General features: G+C 68.2%; 17 protein-coding genes. 4 read left to right on the plus strand and 13 right to left on the minus strand.

Annotated features, from left to right (window positions below):
- Positions 1-26 precede the first annotated feature (26 nt).
- Both ABZ195_RS00995 and ABZ195_RS01000 read left to right on the plus strand, forming a co-directional pair.
- Entirely contained in the window at positions 27-689 is a 663-nt protein-coding gene (locus ABZ195_RS00995; RefSeq protein WP_355214037.1) for a GntR family transcriptional regulator, read from the plus strand.
- A 92-nt stretch (positions 690-781) separates the two neighbouring features.
- A complete protein-coding gene (locus ABZ195_RS01000) occupies positions 782-1,462 on the plus strand; it encodes a GntR family transcriptional regulator (protein ID WP_355214038.1) in 681 nt (226 codons plus the stop codon).
- An 18-nt stretch (positions 1,463-1,480) separates the two neighbouring features.
- Here ABZ195_RS01000 and purU read toward each other — a convergent pair whose 3' ends face one another.
- The 11 genes from purU to ABZ195_RS01055 form a co-directional block, all read right to left on the minus strand.
- A complete protein-coding gene (gene purU, locus ABZ195_RS01005; RefSeq protein WP_355214040.1) occupies positions 1,481-2,332 on the minus strand; it encodes a formyltetrahydrofolate deformylase in 852 nt (283 codons plus the stop codon).
- Between the two features lie 7 nt (positions 2,333-2,339).
- Complete coding sequence (locus ABZ195_RS01010) at positions 2,340-3,728, minus strand: L-serine ammonia-lyase (RefSeq protein WP_355214042.1); 1,389 nt, start codon at positions 3,726-3,728, stop codon at positions 2,340-2,342.
- Positions 3,729-3,931: 203 nt separating this feature from the next.
- Positions 3,932-5,077 (minus strand): ATP-binding protein, encoded by a 1,146-nt coding sequence (locus tag ABZ195_RS01015; protein ID WP_355214044.1) that lies wholly within the window; start codon positions 5,075-5,077, stop codon positions 3,932-3,934.
- 140 nt (positions 5,078-5,217) lie between these two features.
- Positions 5,218-6,564: an MFS transporter gene (locus ABZ195_RS01020; RefSeq protein ID WP_355214046.1), complete on the minus strand. Its 1,347-nt coding sequence runs from the start codon at positions 6,562-6,564 to the stop codon at positions 5,218-5,220.
- A gap of 48 nt (positions 6,565-6,612) precedes the next feature.
- A complete protein-coding gene (gene denD, locus ABZ195_RS01025) occupies positions 6,613-7,641 on the minus strand; it encodes a D-erythronate dehydrogenase (protein ID WP_355214048.1) in 1,029 nt (342 codons plus the stop codon).
- Positions 7,638-9,047: a four-carbon acid sugar kinase family protein gene (locus ABZ195_RS01030; protein WP_355214050.1), complete on the minus strand. Its 1,410-nt coding sequence runs from the start codon at positions 9,045-9,047 to the stop codon at positions 7,638-7,640. The genes denD and ABZ195_RS01030 overlap by 4 nt, the downstream gene beginning before the upstream one ends.
- On the minus strand, positions 9,044-10,219 hold the full coding sequence (locus tag ABZ195_RS01035) for a DUF993 family protein (RefSeq protein WP_355214052.1): 1,176 nt from the start codon (positions 10,217-10,219) through the stop codon (positions 9,044-9,046). The genes ABZ195_RS01030 and ABZ195_RS01035 overlap by 4 nt, the downstream gene beginning before the upstream one ends.
- Positions 10,220-10,243: 24 nt before the next feature.
- Entirely contained in the window at positions 10,244-11,500 is a 1,257-nt protein-coding gene (locus ABZ195_RS01040) for a CoA transferase (protein WP_355214054.1), read from the minus strand.
- Positions 11,497-13,128: a CoA-transferase gene (locus ABZ195_RS01045; protein WP_355214056.1), complete on the minus strand. Its 1,632-nt coding sequence runs from the start codon at positions 13,126-13,128 to the stop codon at positions 11,497-11,499. The genes ABZ195_RS01040 and ABZ195_RS01045 overlap by 4 nt, the downstream gene beginning before the upstream one ends.
- Positions 13,125-13,880 (minus strand): SDR family NAD(P)-dependent oxidoreductase, encoded by a 756-nt coding sequence (locus tag ABZ195_RS01050; RefSeq protein WP_355214058.1) that lies wholly within the window; start codon positions 13,878-13,880, stop codon positions 13,125-13,127. Before ABZ195_RS01050 ends, ABZ195_RS01045 begins: the two co-directional genes overlap by 4 nt.
- Entirely contained in the window at positions 13,880-14,386 is a 507-nt protein-coding gene (locus ABZ195_RS01055) for a MaoC/PaaZ C-terminal domain-containing protein (protein ID WP_355214060.1), read from the minus strand. The genes ABZ195_RS01050 and ABZ195_RS01055 overlap by 1 nt, the downstream gene beginning before the upstream one ends.
- Before the next feature lie 154 nt (positions 14,387-14,540).
- Between ABZ195_RS01055 and ABZ195_RS01060 the strand changes: the two genes are divergently transcribed.
- The gene (locus tag ABZ195_RS01060; RefSeq protein WP_355214061.1) at positions 14,541-15,362 is read left to right on the plus strand and encodes an IclR family transcriptional regulator; all 822 of its coding nucleotides are present in this window, start codon (positions 14,541-14,543) and stop codon (positions 15,360-15,362) included.
- A gap of 11 nt (positions 15,363-15,373) precedes the next feature.
- Here ABZ195_RS01060 and ABZ195_RS01065 read toward each other — a convergent pair whose 3' ends face one another.
- Positions 15,374-15,802 carry a pyridoxamine 5'-phosphate oxidase family protein gene (locus tag ABZ195_RS01065; protein ID WP_355214062.1) on the minus strand — a complete coding sequence of 143 codons (429 nt, stop codon included), beginning with the start codon at positions 15,800-15,802 and terminating at the stop codon, positions 15,374-15,376.
- Positions 15,803-16,090: 288 nt separating this feature from the next.
- Here ABZ195_RS01065 and ABZ195_RS01070 point away from each other — a divergent pair, with 288 nt between their 5' ends.
- Positions 16,091-16,690, plus strand: a complete 600-nt coding sequence (locus ABZ195_RS01070) for a lysophospholipid acyltransferase family protein (RefSeq protein WP_355214064.1) — start codon at positions 16,091-16,093, stop codon at positions 16,688-16,690.
- Here the strand turns inward: ABZ195_RS01070 and ABZ195_RS01075 are convergent.
- Positions 16,665-17,078 (minus strand): ester cyclase, encoded by a 414-nt coding sequence (locus ABZ195_RS01075; protein WP_355214066.1) that lies wholly within the window; start codon positions 17,076-17,078, stop codon positions 16,665-16,667. The two genes, ABZ195_RS01070 and ABZ195_RS01075, sit on opposite strands and share 26 nt — an antisense overlap.
- Positions 17,079-17,176: the final 98 nt, after the last annotated feature.

Genomic DNA, 17,176 nt, shown 5'->3' on the forward strand with positions numbered 1-17,176 from the left:
CGTCAACACGAAAACGGAGGTCGGCGATGACCCTGGCGGACTACCCGGTCGACGTCGGCACCGAGAGCAACGCCGACCGCGCGTACGAGCTGATCCGCGAGCGCCTGGTCATGCTCGACATCCGTCCCGGGGAACCGATCAACGACGACCGGTGGGCCGCCGAGTTGGGCGTCGGGCGCACTCCCGTGCGCGAGGCCGTCAAGCGGCTGGAGCGAGACCGACTCGTCGTCGCCTACCCCCGGCGCGGCACGTTCGCGACGGCGGTCGACCTGACCGACCTCGCCGACATCTCCGAGATCCGCAAGCAGCTCGAGCCGACCGCGGCGGCCAGGGCCGCACGCACCGCGTCGCCCGGCGCCCGGGCGCACCTGACGGAACTCGCCCGCAGCATCGCAACCATCGACGACGGCGACGACCCTCGCGAGGTGTTGCGCCGTGACGTGCACGTGCACCGGGAGATCTACCGCGCGTCGGGCAACCCGCACCTCGAACAGATCCTGATCACCCTCGACGGACACGCCACGCGCATCTGGTGTCTCTTCCTGGACCGTTTGCCCGACGTCGCCAGCCACGTACGCGAACACGTCGGGCTGCTCGAGTCGATCGTCGCGGGTGACGAGGTTGCCGCGGCCGAGCTCACGCTGGCCCACGTCGCGGGCTTCGAGGCGGCTGTTCGCGCGTTGCTGTGAGGCGTGAACCCGGCGGTGTGGCCCCTGATATATCATCGACGCGGCATGGTCGGGTGAGCTGCCAGTTGCAAGACGTCGACGTCGGGAGGGTCATGACCGCCGGCATTCCGGGCGTGGGCGAACTCGACGTCGACCCGGAGGGCATGTCGTTCGCCGACCGGGCCTACCTCGCCATCCGCGACAAGCTGATCATGCTCGACATCCGCCCCGGCGAGGCGATCGTGGAGAGCGAACTGTCCGCCGAGCTGCACTTCGGACGGACGCCCGTCCGTGAGGCGCTCAAACGGCTGGAGGCCGACCGGCTGGTGGTGTCCTACCCGCGCCGCGGCACCTTCGCCACGGGAGTCGACGTCGCCGACCTCCGGCACATCTCGCAGATCCGGGTGAACCTCGAACCCGTCGCGGCGCGGACCGCCGCGGAGGTGGCGAGTGCCGCGACCCGGGAGCAGCTCGCGGGGATGGCCGACGACACCCAGGCGCTCGACGTCGCCAACGTCGACCGCACCGAGCTGATGCGGTGGGACCTCAAGGTCCACCGCGCGATCTACCGCGCCGCGGGAAACCCGCATCTCGAAGACGTCCTGGTGCGGTACTACAACCTCGCCACGCGCATCTACTGCCTGTTCCTCGACCGGCTGCCCACGGTGGCCGACCACATCGAGGAGCACGCGATGCTGTTGAGGGCCATCGCCGCCGGTGACGCCGATGCGGCCGCGACCATAACCCTGGAGCACGTCATGGGATTCGAGAAGTCGGTGCGCGCCATCGTGTGAGCCCGCCGACCGCTTCGGTCAGCTGAACACGACGGTGCGATGCCCGTGCAGCATCACGCGGTTCTCGCAATGCCACCGAACCGCCCGGGACAGGGCCAGTGCCTCGGCGTCCTGACCCACGGTCGCCAGCCGCGCCGGGTCGTACGAGTGGTCGATGCGAATGACCTCCTGCTCGATGATCGGGCCCTCGTCGAGATCAGGTGTCACGTAATGCGCTGTGGCGCCGACGAACTTGACACCGCGGTCGTAGGCCTGGTGATAGGGCTTGGCGCCCTTGAAGCCGGGAAGGAACGAGTGGTGGATGTTGATCGCTCGGCCCCGCAGTGCCGAGCAGGTCTCGTTGGACAACACCTGCATATAACGAGCCAGTACGACGAGATCGGCCTCGAACTCGTCGACCAGTGCCAGAAGTTCGGCCTCGGCCGCCGGCTTGGTGGTCGGCGTGACGGGGACGTGCGCGAACGGGAGACCGGCGGCCTCGGCCATCGGCCGCAGCACCTCGTGATTCGAGACGACGGCGACCAGTTCGCCGCCCAATGTGCCTGCGCGCCAGCGGAAGATCAGGTCGTTCAAGCAGTGTCCCATCTTCGAGACCATCACGATCACTCGCGGCGGCACGCCTGCGTCGAAGCGGTATGCCATTCCGAACGTGGTCGCCAGCGAGTCGAATTCGTCGGTCAACTCGGCGACGTCGACGGTCTTCTCCGGGCACACGAACTTCGTTCGGAGGAAGAACGACTGGCTGATGGTGTCGTCGAACTGCTGGTGCTCGGCGATGTCGAAACTGCGGGAGAAGAGGAACGAGGTGACCGCGTGCATGATTCCGGGCCGCTGCGGACAACTGAGCGTCAGGGTGAAGTTCTGGGTCATGATCTGCTCAGCATTCGACGTAGTTCACCGGCACGTTGACCGCGAGGCCGCCGGTGGAGGTCTCCTTGTACTTGGAGTGCATGTCGGCACCGGTGGTTCGCATCGTCTCGATGACCTGGTCGAGGCTCACCCGATGGGTGCCGTCGCCGCGCAGCGCCATCCGGGCGGCGTTGATCGCCTTGCCTGCGGAGATGGCGTTGCGCTCGATGCAGGGGATCTGGACGAGCCCGTCGATCGGGTCGCACGTCAACCCGAGGCTGTGCTCCATCGCGATCTCCGCGGCGTTCTCTACCTGTTCCGGTGTGCCACCCAGTGTTTCGGCCAGGCCGGCCGCTGCCATGGAGGCCGCGGAGCCGACCTCGCCCTGACAACCCACCTCGGCGCCGGAGATGGAGGCGCGCTCCTTGTAGAGCGAGCCGATCGCGCCCGCCGCGAGCAGGAAGGCGACCGTGGTCTCGTCGCGGTCCCGTCGACCGGCGGGGGTGTAGTTCAAGGCGTAGTGCAGCACGGCGGGCACGATTCCCGCGGCGCCGTTGGTCGGGGCGGTCACGATGCGACCGCCCGACGCGTTCTCCTCGTTGACCGCCAGTGCCACCAGGTTCACCCAGTCCTCGGCGAATTCGGGGCTGCGGTGAGGATCCTCGTCCACCAGACGCTCGTACCACCCCTTGGCGCGGCGGCGCACCCGCAGCGCTCCGGGTAGGTGGCCGTCGCGGGTGACGCCGCGCTGCTCGCACTCCACCATGACGTCGCGGATGTGGAGCAGGCGTGCGCGGACCTCCGATTCCGGTCGGGTGGCGCACTCGATCTCCAACATGAGATCGCTTATCTTGCAGCTCTTCTCATGGCACAGCTCGAGCAGTTGCTTGGCCGATCCGAACGCCAGCCGGTGCTGATCGGCGTGCCCCGACACCGGCTCGCGGCTCTCGGCCTCGGTGACGACGAAACCGCCGCCGACCGAGAAGTAGGTCTCGCGGTGCAACTCGCCGCCGTCGGCGTCGCGGGCCGCGACGGTCATTGCGTTGGGGTGGAAGGGCAACATCGTCAGCGGGCGCAGGACGATGTCGTCTTCGGTCAGCGCGACCTCGCGGGACCCACCGAGGGCGATGCGACCGGTGGCACGCATCGCGTCCACCCGTCGCTCCATCTCGTCGGTCTGAAGTTCCTCGGGGAGCAAGCCTTGCAACCCGAGCAGGATGGCGGTCATCGTGCCGTGCCCGGCGCCGGTGGCGGCCAGCGAACCGTAGAGGTCGACACGTACTTCGGCCGTGGCGTCCAGGGCGCCGAGGGTCTGCAGATCGGCGACGAATCGGGCGGCGGCGCGCATGGGCCCGACGGTGTGCGAACTCGACGGGCCGATACCGATCGAGAACAGCTCGAACACGCTGATGGTCATTCGGCGGCCCTTCCGAGTTGCCGGTGATGCTTGGCTCGATCATCTGCCGTCACTGGATGGCGAGTGTGGCAGCGAAGTGATAATCAGTTGATATATTACCGCCTCGGCTGCCGTTCCGCGGACTGGTTGGCGAATCTGATCGACCAGGTGCAAGTGGGCACGACGGCTGCTGACGGGCATGGGCCGGTCCGTTCTGAGCGAAATCAGTCCAGATCGGGGTGGGCCCGAAGGAAGGCCGCGAAGCCCGGAATGGTGAAGCGGAGCAGGCCGCGACCCGCCGACTCGACCAGGCCGCGGTCGATGAGCTCCTGGCGCGGGCGGCTCAACGCCTCGGAGGCGATGCCGAGGCGGCCGGCGAGGGCGGCGCGCGACACCGTTTCGTCGCCGAGTTCGGCCATCGCCATGACCACCCGGCGCTGTTCGGGATTGATCTTCGCCATCCGGCTGCGGAACACCGCGCCCATGCGCTGTTCGGCGCGCTCGGCACCCAGCCGGACGTGTGCCTCTTCGATGGCGTCGCCCCGTTGCGGTCGGCCCGCCTCCCACGCCGCGTCGCCGATCAGTTGAACGCGGTGGGGGTAGCCCGCGGCGGCGTCGATGGCCGCGAGGATGGCGTCGTCGGACCATGACACCTCTAGTTCCTGGGCCGGCAGCCGCAGCGCCTCGGCCACCGCGACCTCGCCGAGCAGGCCGATTTCGACGAAGTCGGTGCGTTCCCCGAAGGTCGCGGCCTCGGGGACCGCGCCGAGCAGGGAGGGCAACCCCGCGGCGATGATGGCCACCGGACAGCCCTCCGGGGCGCCGTCGAAGTGCTGAAGCGCGATGAGGAGGGACCGCCGGTCGGCCAGTTGGGCCTCCTGGAACTCGTCGACGAACACCGCGAGTCCGTGGTGATCGTGCTGGCGGGCGAATCTGCCGGCGTCGGCGAGGTTGCGTTCGACGGCAGCCGTCGCTCGGGTCTGGTCGGCGGCGACGCCCACCTTCGCGCCCGGAAACCCCACCTCGACCTGGACCTTGCTGAGGTTCGCCAGGAGCCCCTTGGCCTTCTGACCCGTCGACCGGCGGCCGATCTCCTCGGTCAACGACGCCGCCAGGTCCGGAGCAAGTGCCACGTCGTCGCGGCCGGTGACCCACACCGTGAGGTAGCCCGCCTCGGCGGCCTCGCGTTGGGCTGCCCGGAGCAACGAGGTCTTCCCGAGGCCGCGGGATCCGTAGAACGCCAGCAGCGGCCCGCCGGAGCGGCCCAGCATCCGGGTGCGCGCCAGGCGGGTACGGATGGTCTCGAGCTCGGTACCGCGGCCCGCGAGATACACGGGCACGGCGCCGGGGGAGTATGGACTGGGCAGCACGGCACTCCCGTATCGAGTGGTATAGATCGGGGCAGACTATACGCACCAATACGGCAACCGCGGACCTTACTCCGGAATGACCAGCGCGTGCCGGGGTTCCCACCCGAAGGACACCGCCCGCCACCCGCGTCATCGGCGCTCTAGGCGACGGGTGAGCTCTTCCCGCCCTTCGCCGCGGCCGCGCTGCGTGCGCTGGTGTCGTGCTCCAAGCCGTGACGGCGGTAGCGCCAGATGGTCAGGACCGAGATCAGACCGATGACGCTCGTCAAGGCGACGAAGAGGTACGGCGACCGAAGGTTGTCCGTCCTGCTCACCAGCCAGGTCGCGATGTAGGGCGCCGTGCCGCCGGCGATCACCACCGAGATGTTGGTGGCGAGAGCCGTTCCGGTGTAACGCACTTCGTCGTCGAACAGCTGCGGCGTGATGGTGTAAGACGCCACCTGGAGGAACGCCATGTTGACCATGATGAGTGCGTATCCGAGCGCGGCGAAGCCCAAGCTGCCCAGGTCCATCAGCAGTAGCGCGGGATAGGTGACCACGGCGTATCCGACGAGGCCGATGACCGCGACCGTGATGGGGCCGATGCGGTCGGCGAGCCGACCGGTGAAGGGCATCAACGCAACGGAGAAGACGGTGACACCGGCGGTGATCCAGTAGACCGGCGCCTTCGGGTAGTCGAGATTGGTCACCAGATAGATCGCGATGAAGGTCGATCCGATGTACGCGGCACCCTGCACGCCGATGCCCAGCGCGGTCGCCTGCGCCAGCGGACCTGGGTAGGACTTCAACGCGGACAACAGGGGGAAGCCGTGGCTGGCCTTCTTGACGTTGCGGTCGATGTCGGGCAGCGTGCGCCGGGCGAAGTAGCAGATGACGGTCAACGGAGCAGCCAGCAGGAACGGGATTCGCCACCCCCAGCTGTTCAACTGGTCGGCTGCCAGCAGACCAGACACCACGCCGATGGCCGCCGACGCGACGGCGAAACCGGCATTCGTCCCCATTGGCACGAATGCTGCGTACCGGGACTTGCGACCGTTCGGCGCCGCCTCGGCGATCACCGTGGCCGCGCCGCCGACCTCCCCGCCGGCGAAGAAGCCCTGTGCGATGCGGACGACGAACAGAAGGATCGGTGCGAGCACGCCCACCGTGGCATAGGTGGGCAACAGTCCGATGATCGTACTGGCCACCCCGATGCCGATGATGGTGACCAACAGAGCTCGCTTGCGGCCGAATCGGTCACCCACCCAACCGAAGTAGATGCCACCGAGTGGCCTGATCACGTAGGACAACGCGAACAGCGCGAGGACGGACAGCAGTGCGGCGACGGGGTCCTGGTTCGGGAAGAACAAGGGCGCGATGATGGCCGACACGTAACCGTAGAGGGCGTAGTCGTAGTACTCGATCAGGGTGCCGAGGCCGCCGGCCAGCGTCACCTTCCGCATGTCGGCCGGCTCGCGTACCGACGGGTCGATGTCACGCACGGTCATGTCGGTACCTCTCGTTCTCGTCGTGAGTCCGGCTCATCAGGGTTCTCCTCATCGTCGTGGAGCAGTGGTCGTGGGATGTGTTCTGGGATCTCGGATGTCGATCCCGTGGTCGTCGACGTAGGCGCGAACGATGTCGTCGAAGGACTCCTCGGCATGCAATCCGAGGCGTTCGGCGCGCGGCGTCCGGAAACGCGCGGGCCAGCTGCCGACGATGGCGGCGACCGCGGGGTCGTCGGTCCAGTCGACGAGGTCGCTGGTCCCGGAGCCTGCGACCCGGTCGAGCGCCGCGGCCATCTCACCCGGCGTGGTGGTGAGAGCGGGAAGGTTCATCGCCGTTCGGCTGCCCCAGGTGTCGTCGTCGACGGTGGCGGCCCGGAGCAGCCCGTCGAGGGTGCGGCGGGGTGAGGACAGCGCGATCGGCATGTCCCGTGGCACCGGGCACGAGGCGCGGGTGCCGCCGAGCGGTTCGCGCACCATGCCCGACATGAAGCTCGACGCCGCCGCGTTGGGTCTACCGGGTCGCACGGCGACGGTCATCAGCCGGACCGAGCGGCCCCGGATGAACCCCTTGCGGGTGTAGTCGGCGACCAACTGTTCGCCGATGAACTTCTGTGTGCCGTAACTGGATTGGGGTCTAGGGAGAGTGTCGTCGTCGACCATCCCGATCGGCCCGATCGCCGGGTCGCTGCCGAATACCGCGAGCGAACTGGAGAACACGACGATCGGAGCAACCGGCTGGGCTCTGGCACGTTCTAACAACGCCCGGGTGCCGTCGACGTTGGTCCGCATGCCGAGGTCGAAGTCCTTCTCGGCGGCTCCGCTGACGACGCCGGCGAGGTGGAATATGGCGTCCACGGAACCCATTTCGGGCAGCGTCTCCTCAAGACTGCCGAGCACGACGCGCACTCGCGGATCCGACGCCACGTCCGGCGGCGGTTCCACCAGGTCGAGCAGGAGGATCTCGCCGACCTCTTCGGGCTCTCTGCCGCCGAGACCGATCGGCTGGGACGACAACCGTCGAGCCAGCATCGCGCCGACGAAGCCGCCACCGCCCGTGATCGCGATTCGTGGGTTCACGAGGGGTCCTCCAGTCGAGAGACGACGTCGGCCAGGGCGTCGTCGTCGCCGACGTTGCCGGGGAAGACGACGTAGGGGATTCCCGCGGCCGGTCCCGAGACCGCCTGCCACAGCGACACGATGCCGTCGAGCACGGGTCCCCGGGTCCAGGCACGGTCGATGCGCAATGCGCGGGTTGCGATGTCGGAGGACGTGATTCCGCCCTTCGCGATCACGAAGGCCGGCCGCCGGCCGGTGACGATGCGGGCCACGCACGTGCTCAGTGCCGTACTGACCCGGCGGGAGATGTCGAGGCTGGCGGCCTCGTCGGCCCCGGCGGCGAGCAACCGCGAGGTGCTGACCACGACGGTGTGCTCGCTCAGCGCGTCAGCCGCATGCCGGGCCACCTCCTCGAGCCGTCCGTCGAGGGCGCCGTCGTCGCCGACGATCGCGTCCACGTCGACTTCGAAGGACCTGATCGACCGTCGGGCGGCCAATCGGTCCAGCTGCCGGGTGGTCAGTGGCACGTGCGAGCCGACGACCACCAGGCCGTGGACGTCGTCGCCGACCAGACGCCAGAGTTCCTGGTCGGACAGGCGCTCGCCGCCCTCCTGGCCCGTTCGTGCGCGGACGAAGGACGGACCGATGCGGTAGACGAGGCGTGCGCCGTCACGCTCGGCGGCGAGCACGGCCAGGGCGACTGCGCGCAGGTCGTCGTCGGTCATCGCGTCGACCACGACGACTTGGCGGTCGCGTGCGTCCGCGAGCCGTCGCGCGAGTGCAGACGTCGTCGCCGTCCGGATCGTCTCGAGGGAGATCTCGATGACGTCGTGCGAACCAATCCGGCCGCCGCTCTTCTCGGCCACCCACTCGGACAGTCTCGAGGAGCGGTAGCCGAAGGTGGCGTCGCGTGCGAAGTCGCTTTCGGCGACGGGGACGAGTTCGTCGCCCACCCGCAGGACGTGGACCCCGTCGAGGGTCAGCCTGCCCGCGTCCACGTAGGCCGGGGCCAGCAGAACACCGTCGACCACCGTCCCCGACTCGGCGAGGACGTCGCCGATGACGTCGATCTCCAGCGGGAAGTGGCCTCGCAGAGTGGAATCACTGCGGCTGGCGAAGGCGAGTTCGACGCCCATTTTGGCGGCGACCCGCACGCACGCCTGGACCACCTGCCGGTCGCGTTCGGCGGCCCGGTGTGGATCCAGACTGCGGGTGTTGGTCAGGACGAAGAATCCGGCAGTGTCCCGTCCCAGTGCCCACTCGACGTCCTCGTCGGTCCACCGGGTGAGCACGGGAAGGTCGCGAACCGTCTGCGTCCCCGTCGGATCGTCGTCGAGGAAGACCACCTTGCGCGCTCCTCGAAGGGCGTCGCGGACGGTCGCCACCGGCACGTGGAAGTCGGCGGGCACGCTCGTGGAGGAGGTCAACTGACACCGCCCTGAGCCAGGAGCAAGCCCATGCGATGGGCGGCGAGCTCGGGATCGGGGAACATGCCGAGTTCGTCGGCGAGGACGAACAGGTCGGCGAGGTGCTGCAGCGAGCGTAGGCCCTCCCGGCCGGTCACCATCCGGAAGTGGTCTTGATGGCCGCAGAGCCAGGCCATGAAGACGCAACCGACCTTGTAGCGGTCGGCAGGGGTCTCGAACATCTTGACCGCCAACGGAATCGAGCGATTCATCGCATCGGCGAAGCCGTCGCGATCGCCGGCGTCCAATGCGGCGAAGCCGACCGAGGCGATGGGAGCGATCGGATCCAGCACCCCGAGGAGGCCATGACTGTGGTGGTCACCGTCGCCCAGGAGCAGGTCGGTGTACCCGTAGTCGTCGCCGGTGAAGACCTTGACGCCCGTGGGCAATCGGCGACGGAACTCGCGTTCGAGTTCGTGGTCGAGCAGGCTGAACTTGATGCCCTCGATGCGGTCGGCGTTCTCGCGGGCCAGGTCCACGACGACGTCCATGGCCTCGCGCGGATCGGCGTGTCCCCAATAGTCAGTCATCGCCGGGTCGAATCCGGTGCCGAGCCAGTGCACGATCGCCGGCCGGTCGGTCTTGGCGAGTACGTCGCGATAGACCGAGAGGTAGTCCTCGGCGGAGGTGGCCACCGCAGCCAGGGCGTGGCTGACCCGCAGGACGGCGCCGCACCCCTGAGCCTGGACGAACTCGACCTGCTCGGTGTAGGCATCGACGATCTGCTCCAGACTCGGCCTGGCAGAATCGATTTGGTCGGTGCCGGCGCCGGCCACCACTGCGGCACCTGCCTCCAACGCGGCGCTGACCCCGAGGCGGATGAGCTCCCTGGCCTGAGTCCAGTCCAGGCCGCCAGGCCCCCGCTCGGTCGTGTCCATGGCCTCGGCGATGCCGATCCCGTAGCTGAACAGGTGACGGCGGAACGCGATCGTCGCCTCCCAGTCGACTTGCGGTGACACCCCGGGCGTGTAGTCGCCGCGCGTGTCGGCGACGACGTGGGCTGCGGCCAACACTGTCCGGGAGGTGAAGGGCTGCGGGTGTCGCGGGTAGTCGACCGGCTGACGCATCACGTGCGTGACGGTGTCACCGTCGGCCGTGGGAAGGACGACTTCGGTCGAGGTCAGAATGCTCACGTTTGCCTTTCGAGGGGAGGAACGTCAGGACCAGTGGCGAGGCTCGCCGCGTCGCTCGCGGTCCAGCTCGGAGCCGATGGCCCCGGTGCGCTTCAACGCCGAGATCTGATCGGGCTCGTAACCCGCCGCGGTGAGGACCTCGTCGTTGTGTTGCCCGACGGTCGGCGGAACGGCGCGCAGGCGGGGCGGGGTCTCCGACAGCTGCACCGGCATCCCGACGAACTTGACTGAGCCCACCCCGGTCACCTCGGCCTCCAGGACGAGACCGTTGTGCACCACCTGGGGGTCGGCGAACACCGCGGCGTAGTCGTTCACGGGTGCCACCAACACGTCTTCTGCTTCGAAGCGCTCCATGATGGCGTCACGCTCGTGGCCGGCGATGGCGTCGGCGAGCAGACGATGCGTCTCGACGGTGTGGGCGCGAAGGCCGTCGATGGTGGAAAAGCGCGGATCGTCGACGGCCTCGGCCGGCAGGCCACAGGCCCGTGCGCAGCGCTGCCACTGCTGGTCGACGTAGAACTCGCCGACGAGGGCCAACCAGTGCCCGTCGGCGCACTCGTAGTAGCCGTACAGCGCGGTGTTGTGCGCGTGGGCGATTCCCTGCTCGGGCCGGGGGTACTGCTGCCCGGTGTTGAGGTAGGTCGTGCCCTCTTGCAAGTGGCTCGAGATCGCGGCGTTGAGCAGGTTGGAGTCCACGACTTGACCGCGTCCGGTGCGCTCCCGAGCCGCCAACGCAATCATCATTCCCTGGGCGAACTGCATCGAGGCGAGGTAATCGACGATGAACGTTCCGACCGGCACCGGACCGGTGTCCGTGGTGCCGGTCAAGGCCATCAGCCCGCTCGTGGCCTGCGCGGCCAGATCCTGGCCCCGGCGCAGGACGTAGGGTCCGGACAAGCCGTACCCCGAGGCGTAGGCGACGATGACCCTCGGGTTGATCTCGGACAACTGATCCCAACCGAAGCCGAGCTTGTCCATCACGCCGGGGCGGAAGTTGCTCGCGACGATGTCGGCGTCCTTGGCCAGGATGTGGATGAGTTCGCGCCCCGCATCGGATTTGAGGTCGACGCTGATGCTCTTCTTGTTGCGGTTGGTCGCCGACCAGTGGGGGCTGTACCCGTCGGCCAGGAACGGCGGCTGGTTGCGGCCGATCTCACCGACATCGATCCGCTCGACCTTGATGACCTCGGCACCGAAGTCCGCCAAGACCTGCGTGGCCGACGGGCCCTGCTCGAGTTGGGTGAAGTCGAGGATCCGTATTCCCTCGAAGGCGTCGGTCATCGCTGCGCTCCATGCAGTGCCGATTCGCGGCGAGCCGGCAGTGGTCGGATTCCCGCCGCGGCGGGCAGGAACAGTCGGCGGTCCATCAGGAGGGGCGGCCGAGACATGATGGGGGTGAACCCCATCTGTGCCAACACGTCTCGTCGCAGGTCGACGCCGGGCGCGATCTCGATCAGCTCTATGCCCTGCTCGCCGAGGGTGAACACGGCCCGTTCGGTGACGTAGAGGATTCGCTGACCGGTGCGGCGGGCACGCTCGGCGCTGAAGCTGACGTAGTCGACCTCCTCGACGAACTTGGGGTAGCGGCCGTCTCGGTCGATGCGCAGAGCACCGTCGCCGAGATCGGTCCGAAGGCCACCACCGCGCAGCGTCCCGCAGAACACGACGGTGCGCGCCTTCTGGCTGATGTCGATGAAACCGCCTGGGCCGATGGGCTTCCCGTCGAGCACCGCGACGTTCACGTTGCCCGCCCGGTCGACTTCGGCGAAGGCCAGACCCGCGAAGTCGAGGGCGCCGCCGTCGTACAGGTCGAAGGTGCTGGGCATGTCGACGATCGCCGACGGGTTGATCGCCGTGCCGGAGTCGAGCCCCACGCCGGGCAGTCCGCCGAAGATGCCCTGTTCGACGGTGAGCGTAATGCGTTCGAGGAAGCCTTCCTCGAGTGCCACGTAGCTGATGCCGTTGGCCATCCCGACCCCGAGATTGGCGAGGTCGCCGTCGTGCAGCTCCATCGCCGCGCGGCGGGCGACGACCTTTCGCTCGTCGAGCGGCAGTCCCGGGACGGCCGTCGACCGATTGGGCGTGGCTCCCGTACGCCTCGAGTCGGTGACCGTGATCGGTGTCTGGTTCGGGTAGTCGGTCAGCACCACGTGCTCGACGAGCACACCCGGAATACGCACGCGCGCAGCAGGTATCGCACCACGCTCCACGAAGCGCTTCACCTCGACGATGACGATGCCGCCGCTGTTGTGGGCAGCCGAGGCGATGGCGAGGTTGTCGCCGATCGCCGCCTCGTCATCCATGGCGACGTTGCCGTCCGCGTCGGCCTCGGTGGCGCGCAGAAGCGCGACGTCGACGTCGAACCGCGGGTAGTGCAGCCATTCTCGGCCCCCGATGGTGACGACCTCGCTGAGACCGTCACCGGTGCAAGCGTTAATCCGACCCCACTGACGCCGCGGATCGACGAAGGTGTCGAGACCGATGTCGGTGAACAGCCCGGGGCGACCGGCGGCGATCTCCCGGTACAGCAGGGAGATCGTTCCCGCAGGCAGCCCGATGGCCTCCACCTGGTTGGCCGCGATGACGGACTGTTGCCGGGGGGAGAGGACGAAGTGGGAGCCGATGAAGCGACTGACCAGGCCGGGGACGGCGACGTGGTCGATGCCTCGTCCTTCGTGGTCGCCCAGTCCCATGACGTGTACGACCACCAAGTTGGCGGGTTCGCCGACGTCGAGCCAGCGCTCTTCGACGGCTGCCAGGAGCGTCTCCGGCACCTGCAGCAGCGAGCCCGTGCCTCCCACCGCCACGACGGCACCGGATGGAATGCGTTGGGCGGCTTCGCTCGGGGAGCACAGCACGTCGCGGGCGCGCTTACCGCTGGGTGCTTCGTCGAGGTTCAGTTCCGTCACGACATCACGTCCCCGCCGCAGACGTTGACGCACTCGCCGGTGACGTACGAGGCGTCGTCGGAGGCCAGGAACGCCACGACGGAAGCCACCTCGTCGGGACGGCCGATGCGCTTCATCGGATTGAGCGACATCCGGTGCTCGAGTACGTCGGCGGGATCCTGGTCGGTCATCCTGCCCACCTCGACGCTTCCGAAGTCCGACAGTGCGGTGTCGATGCGGCCCGGCGCCACCGCGTTGACCCGAATGCCGCGTGGGGCCAACTCTGCTGCGAACGACCGGACGAGGCTGCGCACTGCGGCCTTCGACGCGGCGTAGTTCGCCGTCAGTCGATTGGGCAGCTGCGCCTGAATGGAGGCGATGGCGATCGCAGAGCCGCCCTGGTTGAGGAGCGCGGCGGCCAGTTGCAGCGTGAGCAGGGTGCCCCTGGCGTTGACGTCGAGGACTCGATCCCAGTCCTGGACCGCGAGATCGGTTGCCGGTGCGAACGTTTGGATGCCTGCGTTGGCCACCACGATGTCCAGCGGACCGACGACTCGGGCCACCTCGTCGAACATGGACGGCTCGGCGACGTCCAGGCGCAGCGCCTCGGTGCCGTGCACCGCCGAGGCCGTCGACTTGGCCTCCATCTCGTCGAGATCGGCGATGACGACGTGGGCACCCTCGGCGGCGAGACGTTCCACGATGGCCCGCCCGATGCCGCGGCTGCCGCCGGTGACGAGCGCGCGCCTGCCGGCGAACCGAGGTGACGACATCACGCGTCCTGGCCGTCGCTGGCGAGGACGCCGCCGAGCGGCACCTTGGACAGCAGCTCGAGTTTCTGCCCCCTCTGGCAGAGGCGTCCCGTCTGGTCGACGACCTCGACGTCGAAGGTGACGATGGCTTGATCCGGCTTGGACTTGCTGTCGCGCATCGCTGCGACCGAATAGTTCACGAACATGGTGTCGCCGAGGAACAGGGGCGCCACGAACCGCCAGTCGCTGATGCCGAGGAAGGCGATCGCCGTATGACGCAGCTGCTCGGTGCGCGGCCACATCAATCCGTGGGCGTAGGACAGGCCGAGCAGACCGTGCGCGATCCGCCGACCGAACTGGCTCGCCTCGGCGTACACGTCACTGGTGTGCACTTCGGAGAGGTCGCCGGTGAGGGTGCCAAACCCGATGACGTCGGCGTCGGTGATCGTCCGACCGGGGCTTCGGAACGCCATTCCGACGGAGAGATCCTGATACAGCAGACCCTGCCGGGGGATGCCATTGGTCATCGTCGACTCCTCGTCGTTTGGGCGGGGCATGGGGTCCTTCGGCGCTCTCGAGCCCTGTGGTGGTGCAGCTCTCAAGTGATCGCCAGGTGTGATCTACTACACTAACAGAACTGCATTCAATAATGAAACGTCGTTCCGAAAATGAGGAGTGCTGATGGCGACTGGTTCGCTTCCGCGAGGACTCGCGGTGCTGCAATGCCTGGTCGGCGTATCGGAGGGACTTCCGCTCGGCCGGATCTCAGAACTCGTCGACCTGCCGAAGAGCGCTGCGCACAGAATCCTGGTGGCCCTCGCCGACGAGGGTTTCGTTCAGCAGATCGAGGCCACGGGCAATTACGCGCTCACCCTGCGCATCGTGAGCCTCGGGCTGCGGCACCTGGCGGGGAGCACGATCGCCGACCTGGCCGTGCCCGTCCTCGCGCGCCTCGCCCGCGAATCGCAGCAGCTCGTCCGACTCGGCCTGGTCGACGGATCTCGGCTGATGTGGGTGGCGCGTTCCCAGGGCGCGCGCGGAGGTCTGCGCTACGAACCCGACGTCGACCATGGCAAGGAGATCCCCCTGGGGTCCTCGGCGAGCGGCCTGGCATGGCTCTCGCAACTGTCCGACGACGAGGCCCTGCACCTCGTCGCCCGGCAGGATCCAGAACTGCGGCATCCCATGGGGCCCGGGGCGCCGGGGAGCCTGACCGACGTGCTCGATCGCGTGCACGAGGCCCGCGCCCGGGGCTGGGCACGCGTGCACGACAGTTTCGAGGAGGGCATCTCCGCGATGGCCGCGCCCCTGCGGACCAACGGAGTCGGGGCCGCGGGTGTCGTCAGCATCGCCGGACCCAGCCTCCAGCTGACCGACCGGCGCATGGACGAACTGGCGGACCCGCTCGTGGCGGCCGCCGCGGAATTGGCCAACCTCGCGGGCGCGATGGTCAGTGAGGTGCGAACGCAGGACGCGGCGTCGTCGTCGGCGGCGCGGCGCTGACGTACCTGCGTCTAGACCCCTTCGGAGAAGTCCGCGGTGAGCCAGCGGTCGGGTCGCACGGTGAACAGGACGCTCGGGGCGTCCCCCATGCCGTCGACGAACGCACGACCACCCTCGTCGCCGAGGTACCTGACGGCGATGGCCTCGCGGACGTCGCGCGGCGCGGGATTCGCGGTGTCGACCACGGTGCCCTCCACGACCACGTACTGGTACGGCGGCTCTTCGCGCTGCACGACCAAGCTCACCGCACCGGCCTGCTCGATCAACCGTGCCTTGCGTGAGCCGGCGCCCGTGTTGATCCGGATCAACCCGTCGTCGGTGTAGTCGTACCAGATCGGCACGCTGGCGGGAGGACGGCCGTTGTCGGCCGCCACCGAGAGCACGCCTACGCGCACGTCCCTCAGAAATCGTTCGCGCTCGTCATCCGTGAAGGGCCTCATGATCGGGGCCAACACGTGAACTGGCGCACACTATTCCCGGAGCCCTCGTCGTCGAGGCCGAGGTAGCCCATCACCTCGCGGCCACCGTCATCATCGGTTGACGTTCTTCATCGGAAGTTGACGGAGCCCAGCGGCATGCCATCGTCGGGAGGACACTCGGCGAGGGCAAGCGTGACTCGGCGTCGGCGTTCGCCTGGAATGCGCCGGCGACGGTGTGCGGAGAGGACTCGAATGGCCCGACGGTGGAGACGGCCCCGGTCGCGGGGGCTCGGACGACGGGCGTGGCTGGTGACCTGGTCCATTCGGTTGGTGCTGTGGACGTTGGGCTTCACGCGAGTCGTCAGGACCACGATCGTGAACGCCGACGTCGTGCCGGCCAGGGGTGCGGTGCTTCTGGCCGCCAACCACACCTCGATGATCGACGTGCTGTTCATCCTCGGCGCACTGCGTCGGGAGGCGATCGCGATGGCGATGGCGGAGCTGTGGAAGTCGCCGCTGACCCGGTGGCTCGTCGAAGTCCTAGGCCAAATCCCCGTCGTCCGAGGAGATTCGGAGTCCGGGAAGCAGGCGATGGAGAGCGCCGAACAGGCCCTGAACGACGGCGCGCTGGTGGGGATCTTCCCCGAGCAGAAGTGCGTGCTGCCAGGGGAAGACGCTCCGTACCGGCCCGGCGTCGCGGTCCTGTCCAAGCGCACGGGTGTGCCGGTCATCCCGGTTCGCCTGGTGAACGCCAACGCGGTCCTGCCGGTCGGCAAGAAGCTGCCCGACCTCGGGCACGAGGTCTACGTGATCTTCGGGGAGCCCGTCGACCCCGGCGACTTCGCCTCCGTCGACGACCTGCTCGACGAAGTGCGGCGTCGCATCACGACGCTGGAGCCGCCGAGGTGATCTGCGCCATCAGGGATTCCATGTCCGACACGTCCCACACCTCGGCGAACTTGTCGCCCTCGACCCGGTAGAGGGTGAACTCGGAGATCCGCACCCGGCGGCCGGTCGCCTCGATCCCGCGGAACGTCCCCAGGTGAGTGCCCCCGACCCAGAAGTGCAGCCCGAGGAGATCGCCGTCGACGAGGAGACTCCGCACCTCCCACGTCCAGTCGGGGAACCCCGCCACCAACGGTGCGAACTGAGAGACCACTGAATCCGGTTGCATCGGAGCGTCGTTGACCTTGATCGTCGGCGTGTAGAACGCCGTCATGCCGTCGAGGTCGTGCGCGTTGCACAGCTCGAGGTACGCCGCGTACAGCGCTTCGTAGTCGTCACGAGTGCTCGCCATGCGTCGAGACTAGGCCCGCCGCCCGTCCATTCACCCGAGGAACGGCAATCCGGCGAGGCTGGCGGCCTCGCGTGCCAGGATCGAGGGGTGTCACCACC

Source organism: Mycobacterium sp. NPDC006124, from assembly GCF_040614235.1.
Lineage (GTDB): Bacteria > Actinomycetota > Actinomycetes > Mycobacteriales > Mycobacteriaceae > Mycobacterium.

Coding starts and splice junctions, on each gene's coding strand:
- ABZ195_RS00995 (WP_355214037.1), top strand. CDS start 27: ATGACCCTGGCGGACTACCCGGTCGACGTCGGCACCGAGAGCAACGCC.
- ABZ195_RS01000 (WP_355214038.1), top strand. CDS start 782: ATGACCGCCGGCATTCCGGGCGTGGGCGAACTCGACGTCGACCCGGAG.
- purU (WP_355214040.1), bottom strand. CDS start 2,332: ATGACCCAGAACTTCACCCTGACGCTCAGTTGTCCGCAGCGGCCCGGA.
- ABZ195_RS01010 (WP_355214042.1), bottom strand. CDS start 3,728: ATGACCATCAGCGTGTTCGAGCTGTTCTCGATCGGTATCGGCCCGTCG.
- ABZ195_RS01020 (WP_355214046.1), bottom strand. CDS start 6,564: ATGACCGTGCGTGACATCGACCCGTCGGTACGCGAGCCGGCCGACATG.
- ABZ195_RS01040 (WP_355214054.1), bottom strand. CDS start 11,500: ATGACCGACGCCTTCGAGGGAATACGGATCCTCGACTTCACCCAACTC.
- ABZ195_RS01050 (WP_355214058.1), bottom strand. CDS start 13,880: ATGTCGTCACCTCGGTTCGCCGGCAGGCGCGCGCTCGTCACCGGCGGC.
- ABZ195_RS01055 (WP_355214060.1), bottom strand. CDS start 14,386: ATGACCAATGGCATCCCCCGGCAGGGTCTGCTGTATCAGGATCTCTCC.
- ABZ195_RS01060 (WP_355214061.1), top strand. CDS start 14,541: ATGGCGACTGGTTCGCTTCCGCGAGGACTCGCGGTGCTGCAATGCCTG.
- ABZ195_RS01065 (WP_355214062.1), bottom strand. CDS start 15,802: ATGAGGCCCTTCACGGATGACGAGCGCGAACGATTTCTGAGGGACGTG.
- ABZ195_RS01075 (WP_355214066.1), bottom strand. CDS start 17,078: ATGGCGAGCACTCGTGACGACTACGAAGCGCTGTACGCGGCGTACCTC.